18 protein-coding genes are annotated in these 18,754 nt (G+C 43.6%); all 18 read right to left on the reverse strand.

From position 1 onward, the window contains the following. Positions 1–151: 151 nt before the first annotated feature. The 18 genes from pgsA to nusA all read right to left on the reverse strand — a co-directional run bounded on the left by pgsA (position 152) and on the right by nusA (position 18,750). Entirely contained in the window at positions 152–739 is a 588-nt protein-coding gene (pgsA, locus tag ACFOJ8_RS07680) for a CDP-diacylglycerol--glycerol-3-phosphate 3-phosphatidyltransferase (protein ID WP_380654806.1), read from the reverse strand. Position 740: 1 nt separating this feature from the next. Beyond that, entirely contained in the window at positions 741–1,565 is an 825-nt protein-coding gene (locus ACFOJ8_RS07685) for a helix-turn-helix domain-containing protein (RefSeq protein WP_380654809.1), read from the reverse strand. Between the two features lie 9 nt (positions 1,566–1,574). Beyond that, positions 1,575–2,405, reverse strand: a complete 831-nt coding sequence (locus ACFOJ8_RS07690) for a DUF3388 domain-containing protein (RefSeq protein WP_380654811.1) — start codon at positions 2,403–2,405, stop codon at positions 1,575–1,577. Further along, positions 2,402–3,091, reverse strand: coding sequence for an SDR family NAD(P)-dependent oxidoreductase (locus ACFOJ8_RS07695; RefSeq protein ID WP_380654814.1), 690 nt, complete (start codon positions 3,089–3,091; stop codon positions 2,402–2,404). Before ACFOJ8_RS07695 ends, ACFOJ8_RS07690 begins: the two co-directional genes overlap by 4 nt. After that, entirely contained in the window at positions 3,084–4,367 is a 1,284-nt protein-coding gene (yfmH, locus tag ACFOJ8_RS07700) for an EF-P 5-aminopentanol modification-associated protein YfmH (RefSeq protein ID WP_380654817.1), read from the reverse strand. Before yfmH ends, ACFOJ8_RS07695 begins: the two co-directional genes overlap by 8 nt. Further along, entirely contained in the window at positions 4,354–5,619 is a 1,266-nt protein-coding gene (yfmF, locus tag ACFOJ8_RS07705; protein ID WP_380654819.1) for an EF-P 5-aminopentanol modification-associated protein YfmF, read from the reverse strand. Before yfmF ends, yfmH begins: the two co-directional genes overlap by 14 nt. Positions 5,620–5,629: 10 nt before the next feature. Beyond that, the gene (locus tag ACFOJ8_RS07710) at positions 5,630–8,059 is read right to left on the reverse strand and encodes a DNA translocase FtsK 4TM domain-containing protein (protein ID WP_380654822.1); all 2,430 of its coding nucleotides are present in this window, start codon (positions 8,057–8,059) and stop codon (positions 5,630–5,632) included. A 58-nt stretch (positions 8,060–8,117) separates the two neighbouring features. After that, the gene (locus tag ACFOJ8_RS07715; RefSeq protein ID WP_380654825.1) at positions 8,118–9,785 is read right to left on the reverse strand and encodes a ribonuclease J; all 1,668 of its coding nucleotides are present in this window, start codon (positions 9,783–9,785) and stop codon (positions 8,118–8,120) included. Positions 9,786–9,803: 18 nt separating this feature from the next. Next, positions 9,804–10,061 carry a hypothetical protein gene (locus ACFOJ8_RS07720; protein WP_380654828.1) on the reverse strand — a complete coding sequence of 86 codons (258 nt, stop codon included), beginning with the start codon at positions 10,059–10,061 and terminating at the stop codon, positions 9,804–9,806. Beyond that, complete coding sequence (gene pnp / locus ACFOJ8_RS07725; RefSeq protein ID WP_380654830.1) at positions 10,058–12,178, reverse strand: polyribonucleotide nucleotidyltransferase; 2,121 nt, start codon at positions 12,176–12,178, stop codon at positions 10,058–10,060. The genes ACFOJ8_RS07720 and pnp overlap by 4 nt, the downstream gene beginning before the upstream one ends. A gap of 105 nt (positions 12,179–12,283) precedes the next feature. Continuing rightward, a complete protein-coding gene (gene rpsO / locus ACFOJ8_RS07730) occupies positions 12,284–12,553 on the reverse strand; it encodes a 30S ribosomal protein S15 (protein ID WP_380654832.1) in 270 nt (89 codons plus the stop codon). Positions 12,554–12,653: 100 nt separating this feature from the next. Beyond that, entirely contained in the window at positions 12,654–13,595 is a 942-nt protein-coding gene (locus ACFOJ8_RS07735) for a bifunctional riboflavin kinase/FAD synthetase (RefSeq protein ID WP_380654835.1), read from the reverse strand. Positions 13,596–13,606: 11 nt separating this feature from the next. After that, on the reverse strand, positions 13,607–14,515 hold the full coding sequence (gene truB, locus ACFOJ8_RS07740; RefSeq protein ID WP_380654838.1) for a tRNA pseudouridine(55) synthase TruB: 909 nt from the start codon (positions 14,513–14,515) through the stop codon (positions 13,607–13,609). Between the two features lie 53 nt (positions 14,516–14,568). Continuing rightward, the gene (gene rbfA / locus ACFOJ8_RS07745) at positions 14,569–14,904 is read right to left on the reverse strand and encodes a 30S ribosome-binding factor RbfA (RefSeq protein ID WP_380654840.1); all 336 of its coding nucleotides are present in this window, start codon (positions 14,902–14,904) and stop codon (positions 14,569–14,571) included. 5 nt (positions 14,905–14,909) lie between these two features. Next, the gene (infB, locus tag ACFOJ8_RS07750; RefSeq protein ID WP_380654842.1) at positions 14,910–17,084 is read right to left on the reverse strand and encodes a translation initiation factor IF-2; all 2,175 of its coding nucleotides are present in this window, start codon (positions 17,082–17,084) and stop codon (positions 14,910–14,912) included. Between the two features lie 4 nt (positions 17,085–17,088). After that, positions 17,089–17,397 (reverse strand): L7Ae/L30e/S12e/Gadd45 family ribosomal protein, encoded by a 309-nt coding sequence (locus tag ACFOJ8_RS07755; RefSeq protein ID WP_380654845.1) that lies wholly within the window; start codon positions 17,395–17,397, stop codon positions 17,089–17,091. Further along, positions 17,394–17,681, reverse strand: coding sequence for an RNase P modulator RnpM (gene rnpM / locus ACFOJ8_RS07760; protein ID WP_380657079.1), 288 nt, complete (start codon positions 17,679–17,681; stop codon positions 17,394–17,396). Before rnpM ends, ACFOJ8_RS07755 begins: the two co-directional genes overlap by 4 nt. Before the next feature lie 16 nt (positions 17,682–17,697). Next, a complete protein-coding gene (gene nusA / locus ACFOJ8_RS07765) occupies positions 17,698–18,750 on the reverse strand; it encodes a transcription termination factor NusA (protein ID WP_380654848.1) in 1,053 nt (350 codons plus the stop codon). Positions 18,751–18,754 lie beyond the last annotated feature (4 nt).

Genomic DNA, 18,754 nt, shown 5'->3' on the forward strand with positions numbered 1-18,754 from the left:
TCATTTCGTAATATATTATACCATACCAGACACTAAAAAGCGAATATATGTTCGCTTTTAGGATCTGTTTCACAACCTTTTTATTCAGTTATTATCCACCTGTAATAAAGAGTTGCAATTACGGCATAATGGTCTTGAAAATACGCAAAAATCATTTCGCTCCATCATCTATGAAAACAGCTCGACCCTTATAAAAGTACTCAATTCCAGATAGAATCGTAAAGAACACTGCAATGTACATTGTCACTAGCCCTGGGGAAAATGGCACATATTGTGTAAATAAGTCCCCGAATAGAAGAAGCACTAGTGCAATCATCTGGAATACGGTTTTTATCTTACCAAGCTGCCCTGCAGCACTTACATACCCTTGTTCGATCTGAAGTAACCTCAGACCTGTAACAGCAAATTCACGTGCGATGATTACGACAGCAATCCAAGAGGAGATGGTCTGCAATTCTACGAGAACAATTAGTCCCGCTGTCACCAATAATTTGTCGGCTAATGGATCTAGAAACTTACCCATATTGGTAATCAGATTCCACTTTCTGGCCAGATAGCCGTCAAGAAAATCGGTGAGGGCAGCCACCACGAAGATGGCAGCACCAATCATATGACTGACAGATATTTCGTTTCCGCCAAGTACATTCAAAGTGCCCCAGCCGAAATCCACAAGTATAAATATTAGAAATGCCGGTATTAAAATCACTCTAAATACCGTCAGCTGATTTGGTATATTCATGTCACTCCTCCTTTATCAGATTGAATTCATAATAGACTGTGACCGCGTTTCCAGCTTCCGGGTTCTCAAGGGGTTCGTCATCAATGCTAATATCAAAACCAGCTGAATTGCCCAGGGTCAGGTAGACAATTGAAGCTTCAGAAGAGATTTCATATTCTCCTTCAGTTAAATTTTCATAAGCATACGTATTGCCCACATCGTCTGTAAGCGTTACCCAAGAGGCATTCTCGCCCGACAATGAGATAATCAAAGGCTCCACGACTTGAAGCTCATAGTACAATGTACTCCCTTCGGAACCACTGAAAGAATAGCTTGTTGCCGGTGCTTCGGTAGTCTCTTCAGTCGGTGGCTCCTCTGTCTCTTCTTCTATATCCAAAGAAGTTTCTTCACTTTCTTCAGGGGAAGAGACAATTGCCTCTTCCATATCATAAATCGGCTTCTTCTCGAAGAGATCCGCCTGCGCACCAACCTGGAGTAGAATCATCCAGCCGACGAACAGAATACCAATCAATACTACAAAACCGATTAATACTTTCCTGAAATATTGATAGTCTTCATCTTGCAACTGATTCCTTTTTCTTTCAGTTGCATTCTCATAGGGAATCTCATCCGCGTACCTTTCCATTACTGCTTCCGGATCAAGACCGACCGCACGCGTGTACTGTTGCAACAAAAAAGATGCATGGGCGGGTTCTGGCAAAGTATTCAGATCACCACTCTCAATCCGCTTGATGATTTCTTTCCGGATGCCGGACTTTTCCTGCATCTCTTTCAGAGTGATCCCTGACTGTTCTCTTTTATTTTTTAAATAAGCACCGAGTTTCATGAGTCCTCCCTACATTCCACCAAAGAAATTGATGTCTTCATCTTCAAACCAGTGTTGTTTCTTATGCTTCTCATAAGTAATCTCCTGGTTTTCATCTTCTCTGAGCTCAATAATGTAATCAAAATCTTCTAGCTCATACTGCATGCCTTCAATAAAAAGATCGGGGTGCTCGATCACCTTGATGGCAGGATAACTCATGATTTCCCTGATTAGCTGCTTATGCGCTTCCTCGTTGGATTTCATTGTTACGGCTCCATCGATGATGAACACGTTGTTTTCATCGTACTCCCCTTTAAGTAAACTTGTACGTTCCGTCTGCTTGATCAGTGTCGAAGACAAAAACAACCATTTTTTCTTTGCGGTTACACTGCCTGCTACGATGGATTCCGTTTTGCCAACGCGCGGCATGCCACGTACCCCGATAAGCTTATGCCCCTTCTCTTTGAAGATTTCAGCTAGAAAATCGACTAGGATACCGATTTCCTCTCGGGTAAACCGGAAGACCTTTTTATCTTCTTCATCTCTTTTAATGAATCGACCATGCCTGACCGCGAGCCGATCTCGCACTTGTGGTTTTCTTATTTTAAGTATATGGATATCATCGATATATGCACTCATATATTCGAAGCGTTTGAGTTTGTTGAGTTCGTCGGTACGGACCAATAGGCCCCGTCTTCTGTTCTCTACACCGTTGATCGTATCTATGCTGATTCCAAGGTTGCCGAGCAGTGAGGAGATGTCTCCGAGTAGTCCCGGCCGATTGTTCAGAATTTCGTATTCCATGTACTGTTCAATATTTCTCTCTGGATACATCGGCTTTCCTTTTTCAGTATCACTCATGTATACCATCCCCCATTGATATTCATAATTTCACCTGTAACAGATCGGGCCGCTGGGGCCAGCAGGTACTCTACGGCATGTACGATTTCTTCTTGTGCGACAAAACGTGATTGCGGCAGTTCCTGAAGTAGGAATGCTTGATCCGACTCTGATAAATCACTCGTCATGTTTCCATAGACTACTCCGGGTGCAATGCCATTTACTGTAACACTGGTATCTGCAAGCTCTTTGCCAAGAGATTTAATAAGTGATTCCTGGGCACCCTTCATCGCAGCGTAAGCACTTTCATAACTGGCACCATGTCGACCCCACACCGACGTGATGATGATGATTCGGCCATCTCGACTTCTCTTGAGCTTCGGTAACAGGACATTGACGAAGGTGATTAGCGACCGGATGGAGATATTGTATTGAGCATCCACTTTTTTAAGCGAAGTATCCTCCAACATGCCAAAAAGTGTTTCTCCTGGACACCATATCAAACTTTCTATCTCATCGATGTCTTTAAAGATATCCTCCACTACTGAAGTATCGAACGGCACCGATAAATCAAGAAAATAATGGTGGCCGTCGTGTTTGGGTTCGCTGGATCTAGAAAAAGACCAGATTTCGGCACTTTCACTGAGAGTTGCGTGTATGGCGCTGCCAATATCTCCGGTGCTGCCGACGATGATGTGCCTAGTCATGCGGTTTCAAGATACACTCCACCATGTACCGGGTATCCAGAACATCAGTGAAATGCTGTTTCACATCATCAATTTCAATGCTGTCTATAACTTCAGGAAGTTTGTAGAGATCATAGCCGTCGAGATAGTATTTTGTATACTGATTGGCGATATACTCTGGCGAGTTCAAGCTTGACAAGTAGTCACCAATAATTTCCCGTTTCTGAACGGTCAACTTCTCGTCCGTGAAGAAATCGCTATCCTTTACAGTCTCTATAATTGATGTGATTTCCTCTGTAAACTCCTCTGGTGCTTCTGTGTTTGATGCAAACAGCAGATGTGAAAAGGCCGCTTCTTCAATATGGCTGAAATTGAAAGAATCATCTATTAGGTCTTTTTCCATCAGCTCATAATAGTACTCTGACTGTTCACCAAAGACCATATCGAGCGCAAACATCATGGATAAGTCACGCTTTAGACGTGCCATGTCATTTCCACTGTCTTGCTGGTGCTTGAACCCTAGCATGACACGTGTCTCCTCGACATCCATCTCCAATACACTGCGAGGTTTGACAATCTCCCGTGGCTCCTCAGGCAGTATCCTTTCAATTTTCGGTGCATCCGGTATGTCTCGTTCTGATTGATGAAGGTCGATAGAAGTAATGACGTCATCTACATCAAATTTGCCAACGAGGATGAGTACCATATTGGACGGATGGTAGAATGTCTCGTGGCACAAGAAAAGATGATCGCTTGTGATCTCAGCGATTGACGCTTCCGTACCCGCAATGTCATCCTTCACGGGAAGGTTATGGTACATCTGGTTCAATGTTTCAAAATAAAGCTTGTATCCAGGGTTGTCCTGATACATCTTTATCTCTTCACCGATAATGCCGACCTCCCTCTCGACTGTTTCTTTTGTGAAGTAAGGTTTTTCAACCATATCCATAAGCAATTTCAGATTTTTATCAAAAGATTCTGTTGTACTAAAAAGGTAAGAGGTGCGGTCATACGATGTAAAAGCATTGGCATTGGCTCCATACTTGGAAAAGAGATTGAAGACATCACCATCTTCCTTCTCGAACATCTTATGTTCAAGGAAGTGCGCGATACCCTCTGGCACTTTGTATGATTCTCCATCGACTTTGAAGTGGTCGTCCATTGAACCATACTTCGTCGTATAGGTGACGAACTTCTTGCTGTATCCTGGTTTTTGGACGATGAATACATCGAGGCCGTTGGCACATTGATGTTGGTATACACTTTCATCTATTTCAGGGTAGTCAGTTCTTTTCATCTTCGTCACTCCTTGTCAGTACGTATACGGTATCGAGTACCACTCGTTTGCTGATTTCTCTAATCATCTCACTATCAACTGCATCAAGACGTTCTTCCCACGACTGATCCTGCATGCCTTGGATCAATCGGTTATATTCCATGGTGATCAGACCTTTTGGTTTATCCATGATCTCTTGTCTATTGACTCTCATCATTCTTTTGACTTCTTCGACGAACTCCGCTTCGAAAGCCCCTTCCCTCAGTGCATCGAGCTCGGAAAGTATTGCGGATTCTGCTGTTTCCACATTAGTTGGATCAACACCACCCATAACGAACATATAGCCATTTCTCACGTCCACCTGTGAATGAATCTGATAGGCTAAACTCAGCTCCTCACGAATATTTCTGAATAAAAGAGAAGAAGCAGAGCCACCATACATCTGGTTCATGACATTGAATGCCATCTGCTCCTGTAGATTGTTGATATCAACCCGGAACCCCATGTTCAGTTTAGCTTGTTCAATTTGTTGTACATCTTTTGCTCTACTGACATTCTCAACTTCACGATAAGGATATGTTCTATGCTCGAATGTAACGGGAGCTTCACGTGACCAAATCGACGAGAGGTTCTTCTTAATGCTGTCGTCCACTGCACCAACAATCATTATCGCCAGGGCGTCACTTGCCATCATCTGTTCATGCTCGTCTTTTATGTCCTGGAGTGTAATTGCATCAATGTCCTCTAGAACCCCATGCGACAGATATTTATAATTCTCATCTTTGAACATAACATCAATCATCGATTGGAAGCTCGACTGGGCTCTATTATCCTTCATACTTTTAAGACGGTTCTTGTAGAGACGCTTCTCTTTTTTGAAAAAGTCTTCATATGTTTCATCATAGTGCACCGGGGTTTCAAGAACATCGCGTAGTAGACGGCACATTTCCCCCACTACATCCAGGTTTTCTTTGATGAATCTGTCGTTAACGAATTCCATGCCGAAAGTGACAATATGATCTTCACCTTTACGACCGACATTAGAAGTCAAATGTGCACCATAGTAATGGGCAAGATGTTTAAGCAACTCTGCCTCCTTTGAAAATTGGAGCGTTCGTTTAATCATCATCTTAGAGAGGATATTCCTTTTTGTTACACGATCCCTCTCTAGCTTGCTTCTGAACTGGAGTTGAATGGTTATGGTCTTGAATTTGTTTGTTTTAATGATGGCTGCTGGAATATGGTTCACTTCGGTACGATCTACTGTATACATGTAAAACTCCTTATTCTTCATTTTGTACAAGTACGCTTCTTGGTTTGCTACCACTGCTTGGTCCGATAACCCCATTTGCTTCAAGGTCATCGATCAGCCGGGCGGCACGATTGTATCCCACTCTGAACTGACGCTGCAGAAGGGAGGCACTTGCACGCTGTTCTTCGATGACAAACCATTTGGCATCCGGATAGAGTGCGTCCTCGGACTCTTTTTGTTCTTTTTGGACCGGTTTGTTCATAATTGATTTTTCGTAGTTTGCCTTCATCTGACTTGTAATGTAGTGGACAACATCACTGACTTCGCTATCAGATAGGAATGCTCCTTGTACGCGAATCGGTTTCGATTTCCCTGAAGGTAGGAAGAGCATGTCGCCTCGACCGAGCAGTTTCTCCGCGCCCTGGGAATCGATAATTGTTCTGGAATCTGTTTGAGAACTTACGCTGAAGGCAATCCTGGATGGAATATTGGCTTTGATTATCCCTGTAATAACATCGACCGATGGTCTTTGTGTAGCGATAATCAAGTGAATGCCCGCAGCACGGGCCATCTGTGCAATTCTTGTAATTGAAGCCTCAACATCTTTTGAAGCGACCATCATAAGATCAGCAAGCTCATCTATGATAACGACAATATAAGGTAATTTTTGAACTTTTTCAGGCGTTTCACTTTCACGTTCCAGATACTGGTTGTATGCTTCAATATTACGTGTATTAGAATGAGAGAACAAGTCATACCTCCGCTCCATCTCACTAACGATTCGGTTGAGTGCATCACTTGCCTTCTGCGGATTCGTTACAACTGGACTCAGTAGGTGTGGAATGCCGTTATAAACATTCAACTCGACCATTTTAGGGTCGATCATCATGAGTTTGACTTCATGCGGTTTCGCATTCATTAAAATACTGATGATAATACCGTTAATGCAGACGGATTTACCACTACCGGTGGAACCAGCAACCAGTAGGTGCGGCATCTTATTCAATTCTGCCGAAATTGGACTACCTGAAATATCTTTACCGAGGGCGACTTCGAGTGGGTTATCGCTTGTTCTCCTTTTGAGTACTTCACGTAACGTCACCATACTGATAACGGAGTTCGGCACTTCGATGCCGACTGCAGATTTTCCAGGGATTGGTGCTTCTATACGAATATCCTTGGCGGCTAAACTGAGTGCGATATCGTTTTGCAGATTAATGATCTTACTAACCTTAACCCCGATATCAGGTTGAATTTCAAATTGTGTTACTGCCGGTCCGATACGTATTTTAGAAACTTTAGCATTCACTCCAAAATTCTTAAGTGTTTCTTCGAGAATCTTACCTTGCTTTAACACTTCTTTGTTGCTCACTGTTTCAGATACTTCAGCATCATTTAGCATAGTAAGGGAGGGCAGTTCATATTGCTTCAGCTGCTTAATCTCTTCCTCGTCAAAAGTTTCAGAATCAGCTGCACTGGCCTCATCTACTGCTGCGTAATCGTCGGTTAAGTCTTCATTTTCATATTCGATTGCTGTAGATTCATCACTTTCCTTCTCGATTTCTGCTGTCGCACTCGAATTTGAAGTTGTTTTGTCTTCATTTAGCTCCGGAATACTAGTCACTTCCGTACGATCGTATTCGTACATCGTTTCAATAATGGATTCATCAGCTTCAAGATCGGCTGATGGCTGCGGTTGCGGCTGCTCTGGTAATTCCTCTTTTTTTGTAGCATTGATTTTTGCCGGCTGTTTTTTCTGCTTGGTAGCTGTCTTTTTTTTGCCGTCTACTTTCTTTTGATCGGATGCTTTCTCGCGTAGTTGAGAAGAGAATGCTACCAGCTGATTAACAAGTCCCTTCAATCCGCGCAGCAGAGTATTCGAGAGTTGCTTCATGCCTTCTGATGCCTTTACCATATCTTTTGATATGGTTTGTTCTATATTCTTTGATGTTATCAATAGATAGCTGATATAAAGGAATATCAATCCAAGAAGCAGTGTGCCTATCATGGATATACCTGTAGACGAAAAAGAGAATAGTATCTGTCCGATAACACCTCCGCCGAAGAATGCCATGATACCCACTGTCTGTATTGTTTCTACAATTTGCTGGAATGTGTAGAATGCTTCTATCCTAGGCCTGTCTACAATATAAAGCAGTGTGTGGAATAAAAACAGCAGCCCGAACTGCATCAACAAATATCCGCCCATCCTCCGTGTAATGGGCAATTTCTGCTCCGCTGCCAGATATATACTTGTCAGAAAAAGCATAAGATATGTAAAATACCTGCTTGTACCGAAGAGGTAGGCAAAAAATGCATCGATATATGTACCGATGACACCGAGTTGAAAAATCGTGATGAACAAAACTGCGATGAGTATGAAGGCGGAAATTGAATAATACGTTCTATTGTTCGTATTCTTCTTTTTCCTACTTCTCGTCTTCCCTGTCTTCTTTGCCATCGTCTGCTTCCCTCCTATTTACAATGAGACTGCCAGAACTGGCAGTCTCATTCTTGTTTTATATTTCAGATATAATCGGGATGATCATAGGACGTCGTTTCGTATTGTCATACAGATACTTGCCAAGATCGTCTCTAATACTCTGTTTGAGTGTACTCCATTCCAACTTCTTTTCATCTAGCGAATCAAGCACAATGTTATGAACGCGTTCCTCAGCTTCTTTCAGAAGATCTTCGCTCTCCTTCACATAGACGAAACCGCGTGACTGAATTTCAGGGCCAGCCATAATTCTACGCTTCTTCGGATCTATGGTAATTACCGCAATAAAGATACCGTCTTCACTGAGTAGTCTGCGGTCTCTGAGTACGATGTTACCAACATCGCCGACACCGCTGCCATCAATCAGTACGTTTCCTGCGGTCACTTTGTCTGCACTGATCATCTTTTCTCCGTCATAGGTAGCAACATCGCCCTTTTCAAGAAGGAAAATATTTTCAGGCTCTACGCCTGTCTCAGCAGCAAGCTTGGCGTGGGCAATCTGCATTTTGAATTCTCCTTGAACGGGTATGAAATGCTTTGGTTTCATTACGTTGAGCATGGTTTTTAGTTCCTCGCTCAAGCCATGACCTGACGCATGAACACTACCAGGTGTTGCAACCTCTGCGCCTGCTTTGACGAGCTCATTCATAGTACTGTAGAGAATGACCTCCATATTTGAAGAAGGAGTCGTCAGTATATAGACGATGTCGCCTTCTTTGATATTTGTTACTTCGTGCTGGCCGCGGGACATTCTGCCGAGCGCTTCAATTGGTTCACCTTGGGAACCGGTGGCTATAATGACAACTTCGTTGTCAGGATAATCGCCGATCTCATGACTTGGAACGAGTAGTCCTTCTGGAATTTCAAAGTATCCCATGTTGCGCGCTACTTTAAACGAATTCTCTAGAGTGCGACCAAGGAATGAAACCTTTCTGCGTGTCTTTGCAGCATTTGTCAGAACCTGTTGTATGCGTACAAAGTTTGACGCGTAACAAGAGACGATTATTCTTCCACGTGCTCTCGCAAACCCATCCAAGATATGCTCTTCGACCATATTCTCAGGCGTATTGTAGCCTCTTCTTTCTGCTTCAGTAGAATCACTGATTAGAGCCAAAACATCTTTTTTAGCAATATCATACATCTTCGCCATATTGTAGCCGTAACCGTTCTTCAAGCTCTGATCGAACTTGAACTCACCAGTGTAGACAATGGAACCGTATTTTGTTTCGAGGCTCACTCCATAGGAATCCGGAATGCTATGACTCGTTTCGAAAAATACCATCTCTGCATTTTTAAACTTCATACGGGACTGACTATTGATCGTATAGAATTTCACTTTTTTGTTAACGCCTTTGGCTTTGAGACGGTCTTTGACAAGTGCCAACGTGAGCTTTGATCCGTAGATCGGGACGTTGAGGGACTCGATAATATAAGGAATTGCACCAATCGCATCCTCATGCCCGTGGGAAAGGAAAATTCCTTTTAACTTCTGCTTATTTTCTTGGACATATGTGATATCCGGAATCACAATATCGACGCCGAGCATTTCATCCTCCGGGAACATAAGTCCTGCGTCGAGGATAAACATTTCATCTTCCACTTCGACAACGTACATATTTTTTGCAATTTCGCCGACGCCACCGAGCGGTATAATTTTAACCTTTGCTTCATTTTTTCCTTCGTTCAAATTATTTCCTCCTAAAGCCTACTTGAAAGTGGCGTGGTAGAACTTCCCATCTATCGTTAGATGAGACACTTTAACTTTTTGCGAATCATATCTTATCTCCTCGTTGCTCTTCAGCACGAGATAATCGATTGTTTCTTCTCTGGAATTCAGATCTTTGAGTGTATTTCCAAACATTAGATCTTCGAAAGTGATTTTCACTTCGTTGTCTTCTTTGATTCTCAGTTGACCCGTGACATCATAAGTCACTTCATCAAGTTCAACTTTATCAAAAATCATTGCTGCTTCTCTCCTTTTTCCTCTTCAAGCAGTACCTTGCGGGAAGCATTTACCCTACCCTGGTTATCAATTTCCGTTACCTTGACACGGAATTTGTCACCTAGCTTGACTATATCTTCGACTTTGCCAACTCTTGAGGTATCGAGTTGTGATATGTGAACAAGTGCATCCTTGCCTGGGAAGAGCTGGACGAATGCGCCGAACTTCTCAATGCGTCTTACTTCACCTGTATAAACTTCTCCTACTTCAGCAACACGTGTCAGGTCTTCGATAATCTGTTTTGCACGAGCAATCATTGAAGCATCGGTATGGCCAATAAAGACTGTACCATCCTGCTCGATGTCCAGTTTAACACCTGTTTCATCGATAATCTCATTGATTTTTTTACCACCTGGTCCAATGACACCACGAATCTGATCCGGTTTGATATGCATGACTTCCACTTTAGGTGCATATTTGCTGACTTCTGAACGTGGCTCGCTGATTGTCGCCAGCATATTTTCTAAAATCTGTGCCCGGCCCTTTCTTGCCTGCTCCAGCGCTTCACGAAGAATTTCTTCGCTCAGCCCTTCAATTTTGATGTCCATCTGAATAGCAGTAATACCATTTTCGGTACCCGCCACTTTGAAGTCCATATCGCCAAGTGCATCTTCCATGCCTTGAATATCTGAGAGGATTGTATAGTTGTCATCTTTCATGACTAGTCCCATCGCGATACCAGCAACTGGTGCTTTAATTGGGACACCAGCGTCCATCAGTGCAAGCGTGGACCCACAGATTGAAGCCTGGGAACTCGATCCATTTGATTCTAGTACTTCAGATACGAGACGAATGGTATACGGGAAAGCTACTTCGTCAGGAATCACCTGTAGCAAAGCACGTTCTCCGAGTGCGCCGTGGCCAATCTCGCGACGCCCTGGTCCCCTAATCGGCCCCGTTTCACCAACAGAGAAATTTGGGAAATTATAGTGGTGCATAAAGCGCTTGTTTTCTTCAACACCAAGGCCATCGATTATCTGATGTTCTCCAAGTGCACCAAGCGTACAGATGGAAAGTGCTTGAGTCTGTCCACGTGTAAACAGTCCAGAACCATGGGTTCTCGGTAATAATCCCGCCTGGGAATTGAGCGATCTGATCTCAGAAGGTTCACGGCCATCTGGACGGACTTTCTCTTCTGTAATCAGTCGGCGCACTTCATTTTTAAGAAGACCTTCAAGAATACTTGAGGCTTCAGCACGGATACTCTCGTAATTTTCTTCAGACTCGTCGAATGTATCAAGTATACGTTTTTTCGCGTCACTGATCGCTGTCTCACGTGCCTGTTTGTCGGGATCCTGGATTGCATCGTACAGCCCCATGGACAGAGCCTTCTCTTCCATCTGCTGTTTGAACGAAGCATCCGTCTCGACTGGTTCGAAAGGTCGCTTTTCAATATCCATTTCATTTAGAATAGACTCCTGGAAAGCAACCATTTCCTTGATGCTGTCATGGCCAAACATAATGGCTTTAAGCATTGTTTCCTCTGATACTTCTTTCGCACCAGCTTCTACCATGTTGACAGCGTCTTTTGTACCAGCAACTTGGAGGTCGATCTGGGAATGTTCTAACTGCTCAGTTGATGGATTAATAACAAATTCTCCATCAATCAATCCGACGGTTACTCCTGCAATTGGGCCATCGAATGGAATGTCACTGACACCAAGCGCCAGGGAGGAACCAAGCATGGCTGCCATCTGTGGCGATGCATCAGGGTCGACGGAAAGTACAATGGACATAACTTGCACATCGTTTCTGTAGCCATCTGGAAACAGTGGGCGGATCGGACGGTCGATCAGGCGACTTGTGAGGGTTGCTTCCTCACTCGGCCGACCTTCACGCTTGTTGAAGCCACCAGGTATTTTACCTGCTGCATACAACTTCTCCTCATATGCCACTGTCAGTGGGAAGAACGGCAAATCTTTTGGTTCTTTCGATGCTGTTGCAGTACTAAGTACTACTGTTTCGCCGTAGCGGACAAGAACAGCACCATTTGCCTGTTTAGCCATTTCTCCATATTCGACAGTCAGCTTATGTCTGCCCCATTCTGTTTCGTACACTTTTTTTGTTGATTCTATCATAATTTGTCTACTCTCCTTAGTAAGGCTACTTGTTTCAATCATATCACTTTTGTAAAAAAATATACATAAAAAAAGGCATATCCATGGGATATGCCAGATCGTTTCTTATCGACGAAGACCGAGTCTCTGGATGAGTTCACGGTATCTTTGAATGTCATTGTTACGAAGGTATGTGAGCAGATTTTTTCTGCGTCCAACCATTTTAAGAAGTCCTCTTCTTGAGTGGTGGTCCTTCTTGTGTGTACGCAGGTGATCATTCAATGCTGTAATCTCAGCTGTAAGTACAGCAATCTGTACTTCCGGAGAGCCAGTATCAGATTCGTGTGTACGGTATTCCTGAATTAGTTCATTTTTGCGCTCTTGTGTAATTGCCATTAGAAACGCCTCCTTATTATTATTGTTCACCACTATCCGAGCAGATGTCGGAGTTTCTCTCTGCCAAGACTAGGGTACTTGAACCATTATACTTGAACTCTCATAGGTTTTCAAGTAGGTCGATGGCTTTCTGCTTATCTTTTGTGATTTGCGCCTTCAATTCATCTATTCCATCAAACTTCCACTCTGGACGAATGAAGTGATGCCAATGTACTGTCACGTTCTCGCCATAGATGCTTTGATCGAAATCAAAAAGGTGCACTTCAATCGAAACACGTTCAAGGTTATCGTGGAAAGTCGGTTTAACACCAACATTGCATACTCCTTTATACAATGTTTCCTCATTATCGAGTCTCATGCTTACTGCATAGACGCCCTTTGCAGGCAGATAATAACGATACTCAGGTTCGATATTAGCTGTCGGAAAACCAATTGTTCGTCCCCGCTTCTCTCCCTGTACAACAACGCCCTTCACTTCATACGGTCTGCCGAGCATCAAGTTGGCATGCGCTAAATCATGTGTAGCCAGATCTTCTCTAATACGGGTAGTTGAAATCTTCTCATCACCCTCGGCGACCTTGCCAACCCCTGTCGTATTGAATGAGTTGTACTCGGAAAGCATTTCGATATTGCCTTTGCCGAATTTACCATATGTAAAATCGAAACCGGCTGTCACTTCTTTAATATTAAGCGCCTCAATGTACTGTTTTACAAATTCGTCAGGACCAAGCCCAGCGAGCGCACTCGAAAAATTAATAACAAAGCAGTAGTCGATGCCGCGTGCTTCTAACATGCTAAGTTTTATATCAAGCGGTGTCAAATAGGTCGTCCGCTGCTTTTTAGGGCTCAGCACGACGGAAGGATGGGGATCGAAAGTCATCACTGCTTTTTTCAACCCTTTTTCTCTAGCAATCTCTTCCATCTTGCTTATGACATTCTGATGGCCTCTGTGGAGACCATCGAAGAAGCCGACCGCTACGGCAGAAGGTTTCAGATTGAGTTCATGCTGTTCGTGTGGATAGTGCAGTCTATAAATTTTCATTTCATCGCCTCTTATAAATTGAACATTTGATATGGTTTCATCAAGGCTTCTTGTTCTGGATGATTGTAGTAAATTCCAATCGGTACACCTTCATGCCTCAATGCCACCATGCCGACATTCTTCATGTCTACTTTTTCCATGATATCAGATTTGGCCACTTTCTGCCCATTGCGGATTTTGAAAAGAAAATCTGTGTCGGTAATGTCTATGGTCGGCAACGCTTCGATGATTTCTGCTATTGGAACGACATAATCCTCGGGTGTAGATTCCTTCAACGTTTCGAGTGTTACCGTCCGGTCTAGCGTGATGCCACATGATTCTGTTCGTACAAGGTGGGACATATGCGCCGCTACCCCGAGAGCCCTACCAATGTCTACAGCCAGAGTGCGAATATATGTGCCTTTCGAACATTCGACATCGATTTCAAAAGTAATCAAGTTATCCGTTCTTTCGATACTGCTTGTGCGGCCGATGCTGTAAATCTGGACTTCTCGAATAGGACGTTCGACTTCAATTCCTTGACGTGCATATTCATATAACTTTCTCCCGTTCACTTTCACAGATGCATATTTTGGCACTTGTTGAGGGTATGTGCCGACAAATGTTTCAATCACATGGTCAATCGCCTCATCCTCAATCCCTGACAAATCGGTGCTTCTTTCCTCCACAGTGCCTGTCTGGTCTTCTGTATCCGTAGAGAAGCCGAGTGTTACTTCTGCTTGATACCGCTTCTTTTTGGTCTGCATATATTCGGTCAATTTTGTACCATCTCCGATGACAATTGGCAGTACACCAGTGACTTCTGGATCAAGGGTACCCGTGTGCCCCACTTTTTTCATATGTAGAATTCTGCGCATGCGCATGACGACGTCGTGACTCGTCAGTCCCTTTGGTTTATTGATGGCTATTACACCGTGCATATCCTTATGCCTCCATATAAAAATAAAAACCTGGGGGGTAATCCCCCTCAGGTTTATTTATCTTTGATTTCATTAAGCAGATTCTCAATCTTGTGGCCATATTCAATGGAAGTATCGTATTTGAACTGAAGTTCTGGTGCTTTTCTAATCCTGATTTCTCTTGCAACTTCAGAGCGGACCAAGCCTTTGGCACGTCCGAGTGCCGCTTCCACTTCTTCTCTGTTTTCATTGAGGGAAGTGAAATAGATTGTCGCGATTTCCATTTCTTTTGTAAGCTCTACATCTGTAACAGTAATCATTCCAATATCAGGATCTGACACTTTGGTACGGAGCGTCTCACTTACCACTTTCTTGATTTCTTCTGCAACTCTTTCATGTCTGTTGCTCATAGTCATCACCTTTCAATTTCAACCATGATATAAGATTCAATCTGGTCTCCTTCTTTAAGGTCGTTGAAATTCTTGATCGTAATTCCGCATTCGTAGCCGGCAGTCACTTCTTTTGCATCGTCCTTAAAGCGTTTCAGAGTATCCAGTTCACCTTCATAGATGACTATACCCTCTCTAATGACTCTTACACCAGAATCTCTAGTGATTTTGCCATCTGTCACGTAAGAACCAGCAATTGTACCTACTTTTGATACTTTGAATGTCTGACGCACTTCGGTATTACCGATGACCTTCTCTTCAAATTCAGGGTCGAGCATACCTTTCATCGCAGATTCAATCTCTTCTATGACGTTGTAGATGATACGGTGAAGTCTCATATCAATGCCTTCACGCTCTGCAGCTTTCTTGGCATTGACATCTGGTCGGACATTAAAGCCGATGACGATTGCTTGTGATGCAGAGGCAAGGGTGACGTCGGATTCATTGATAGCACCGACTCCTGTGTGGATGATCCTTACATTGACACCTTCAACATCTATTTTCATCAGTGAAGCACTTAATGCTTCAACTGAACCTTGGACATCACCTTTAATGATGATGTTAAGATCTTTCATTTCGCCTTCTTTCATCTGTTCAAACAAGTTATCTAGGCTGACTGCAGATGTTTGCTCACGATCTTTCATGACCTGTTGTTCACTTCTCGTCTCACCAATGCTGCGCGCAGTCTTGTCATCCTTGAAGACAACAAAACGGTCGCCCGCTTGTGGTACATCGTTCAAGCCAGTGATTTCAACTGGTGTGGAAGGACCAGCCTTCTGGATGCGGCGGCCGAGGTCATCCACCATTGCTCTGACTTTACCGAAAGTATTACCGACAACTATGGAATCTCCCACCTGCAACGTACCGTGCTGGACGAGGAGTGATGCTGCTGGACCTCTGGATTTATCAAGTTCAGCTTCAATAACTGTACCTACAGCGGATCTGTCGCTCTTCGTCTTCAGTTCCGCTACTTCTCCGACAAGGGTGATCATTTCAAGCAGGTCATCGATACCTTCACCGCTAAGGGCAGAGAGTGAAACAAAGATTGTGTCGCCACCCCAATCTTCAGGGAATAGACCATGTTCACCAAGCTCTGTCATGACCCGGTCAGGGTTCGCTGTCGGCTTATCCATCTTGTTGACTGCAACAATGATTGGTACTTCTGCTGCTTTGGCATGATTAATCGCTTCAATTGTTTGAGGCATCACACCGTCATCAGCCGCTACAACAAGCACAGTGATATCTGTCACTTGCGCACCGCGTGCACGCATTGTCGTAAATGCCGCGTGACCTGGTGTATCGAGGAAGGTTATCTTCTTGCCAGCTGATTCAATCTGGTATGCACCGATATGCTGCGTGATACCACCTGCTTCACCTGCCGTTACTTTCGTATGACGGATGGAGTCGAGCAATGTTGTTTTACCATGGTCGACGTGGCCCATGATTGTAACAACGCTTGGTCTTTCCTCAGTCAAGTCGTCGCCGAGCTCAAAATAATTCTCGAGATCTGTATCATCCACAATAATCTCAAGTTCTGCAGTAAATCCGTTATCGCTCGCAATCAATTCCACTGTATCATTATCAAGTGCCTGATTTATAGTCGCCACTGTACCGACCATAAAGAGGTCCTTAATTATTTTAGAAGATTCAAGTCCCATCTTTTCAGCAAGTTCACCTACTGTAATGCCTTCTTGGTACTTAAATTCCTTAGGAATTTCGACGGGCTTTTGGACCGGTTTCTGCTTTGTTTGGTCTTTTGGCCCATTATTTTGCTTTCTGTTTTTTGGCCTACCACCAGCACCTGGTTTTTGATTCCAATTATTTCTGTTCCTTTGGTTCGGATTTTGGGCATTCTGTCTTTGACCGCCACCCTGATTGGAATTGTTACTCTGTTTCTGACCATTATTCTGGCTCGTATTTTTTTTCCGGTCAGTTTTCTGGTCTGCAGCCTTACTTTTGGCAGCAGAGTCACTCGAAGCATTTGCTTTCTTGAACTCCTTGTTTAGAAGTGCCAGTTCGTTATCTTCGAGGGACTTCATATGGCTTTTGACTTCAATATCTCTGGCCTGGAGGAATTCAATTACCTCTTTGCTTGGGACTCCGCACTCTTTTGCATATTCATAGATTCTGATTTTACTCATCGAATCACTTTCCTTTCTCTTTAAGCTGCAGCATCTTTCGGCTGAAACCTGGATCTGTCACTGACAATACCACACGATTTGGTGCCCCTGTTGCGATACTGAGATTCTCGTTGGTATAGTCATCAATCAATGGTACGTTGTAATAAGTGCATTTGTTTCTGACTTTTTTCGCTGTGCTGTCTCCTGCATCGCTGGCGATGAAAACGACTTTCGCCTTGTTATGCTGAATGGCTTCTATCGTCTTGTCTTCTCCCGTTGTCAACATACCCGCACGTTTAGCTAACCCCAATAGGTTTAGTATTTTATCAGTCATCTTTTAGGGATATCCTCGCGGTAAATTAAGCGAATGATTTCATCATAGACAGGAGAGAGCGTTTCGCTGTCAAAACCGAGCCTACCTTCGAGTCTTTTGCCACTACGTGCCTTCTCGACAGTTTCAAGATTTTTGACAACATAGCTACCACGGCCGTTCTTCTTGCCTGTCGGATCGACGGAGACATCGCCTTCCTTAGTCACAACGATGCGTAGGAGATCTTTTTTAGGATGCATTTCATTAGTCAGGATACATTTCCTGAGTGGTACTTTCTTCTTCATGATATATCACCCGCATATATTATTCTAGGACGCCTTCTTCACGTGCGTCAGATTCACTTTTAATATCAATCTTCCATCCAGTCAATTTTGCAGCCAGACGAGCATTCTGTCCCCTTTTACCAATAGCCAATGACAGCTGGTTATCCGGAACAATGACCATTGTAGACTGGTTGTCTGCATCAACAACGACATCAACGACCTGAGATGGGCTAAGCGCATTCTTTACGAATACCTTCGGATCTTCGTTCCATAGAACGATGTCAATCTTCTCACCTGAAAGTTCATTGACGATAGCTTCCACTCTCGCACCACGTGCTCCAACACATGAACCGACTGCATCCACGTCTGGGTTTTTAGCATACACACTAATCTTAGAACGTTCCCCAGCCTCTCTTGCTACGCTTGTAATTTCGACCGTACCATCGTAAATTTCAGGTACTTCCTTTTCGAAAAGGCGTTTCAGTAGATTCGGGTGAGTCCGTGATACAAAGATTTGAGGCCCTTTTGTCGTTTGTTCGACCTTATTGACATAGACCTTGATCCTATCATTCGGACGATATACTTCGTTTGGCATTCTTTCCGATTCGCTTAGCACTGCATCCGTACGGCCCAGCTGGATGTGAACGAAACGATGATCAACACGGTCGATCAGACCAGTCATGACCTCATCTTCCTTATCGATAAACTCATTGTATAGAATTCCCCGTTCAGCATCGCGAAGACGCTGCATCACAGCCTGCTTAGCAGCCTGTGCACCGACACGGTTAAAGTCCTGTGGTGTCACGTCCTCATCAAACGGATCGCCGATTTCGTATGCCGGGTTAACGGTGCGAGCCGTCTCAAGGTCGATTTCTGCTGTAGAGTCTTCGACCTCCTCTACAACATCTTTTCTGGAAATGACACGGTATGTACCATTCTCCATATTCAGATCCACCGTAACATTGCGGTGCTGGGAGTAGTTCTTTTTATATGCTGTAAGAAGTGCTGCTTCTATTGTTTCCACAAGCACCTCTTTAGGAATGCTTTTTTCTTTTTCAAGATATTGTATTGCATTCAATAATTCCTGATTCACTTAT

It is taken from the genome of Salinicoccus sesuvii, from assembly GCF_042648145.1.
Taxonomy (GTDB): Bacteria; Bacillota; Bacilli; order Staphylococcales; family Salinicoccaceae; genus Salinicoccus; species Salinicoccus sesuvii.

What these genes read in the sequence shown, in the direction of transcription:
- pgsA (WP_380654806.1), bottom strand. Translation starts at nt 739, where the DNA reads ATGAATATACCAAATCAGCTGACGGTATTTAGAGTGATTTTAATACCG.
- ACFOJ8_RS07685 (WP_380654809.1), bottom strand. Translation starts at nt 1,565, where the DNA reads ATGAAACTCGGTGCTTATTTAAAAAATAAAAGAGAACAGTCAGGGATC.
- ACFOJ8_RS07690 (WP_380654811.1), bottom strand. Translation starts at nt 2,405, where the DNA reads ATGAGTGATACTGAAAAAGGAAAGCCGATGTATCCAGAGAGAAATATT.
- ACFOJ8_RS07695 (WP_380654814.1), bottom strand. Translation starts at nt 3,091, where the DNA reads ATGACTAGGCACATCATCGTCGGCAGCACCGGAGATATTGGCAGCGCC.
- yfmH (WP_380654817.1), bottom strand. Translation starts at nt 4,367, where the DNA reads ATGAAAAGAACTGACTACCCTGAAATAGATGAAAGTGTATACCAACAT.
- yfmF (WP_380654819.1), bottom strand. Translation starts at nt 5,619, where the DNA reads ATGTATACAGTAGATCGTACCGAAGTGAACCATATTCCAGCAGCCATC.
- ACFOJ8_RS07710 (WP_380654822.1), bottom strand. Translation starts at nt 8,059, where the DNA reads ATGGCAAAGAAGACAGGGAAGACGAGAAGTAGGAAAAAGAAGAATACG.
- ACFOJ8_RS07720 (WP_380654828.1), bottom strand. Translation starts at nt 10,061, where the DNA reads ATGATTTTTGATAAAGTTGAACTTGATGAAGTGACTTATGATGTCACG.
- pnp (WP_380654830.1), bottom strand. Translation starts at nt 12,178, where the DNA reads ATGATAGAATCAACAAAAAAAGTGTACGAAACAGAATGGGGCAGACAT.
- rpsO (WP_380654832.1), bottom strand. Translation starts at nt 12,553, where the DNA reads ATGGCAATTACACAAGAGCGCAAAAATGAACTAATTCAGGAATACCGT.
- ACFOJ8_RS07735 (WP_380654835.1), bottom strand. Translation starts at nt 13,595, where the DNA reads ATGAAAATTTATAGACTGCACTATCCACACGAACAGCATGAACTCAAT.
- truB (WP_380654838.1), bottom strand. Translation starts at nt 14,515, where the DNA reads ATGCACGGTGTAATAGCCATCAATAAACCAAAGGGACTGACGAGTCAC.
- rbfA (WP_380654840.1), bottom strand. Translation starts at nt 14,904, where the DNA reads ATGAGCAACAGACATGAAAGAGTTGCAGAAGAAATCAAGAAAGTGGTA.
- infB (WP_380654842.1), bottom strand. Translation starts at nt 17,084, where the DNA reads ATGAGTAAAATCAGAATCTATGAATATGCAAAAGAGTGCGGAGTCCCA.
- ACFOJ8_RS07755 (WP_380654845.1), bottom strand. Translation starts at nt 17,397, where the DNA reads ATGACTGATAAAATACTAAACCTATTGGGGTTAGCTAAACGTGCGGGT.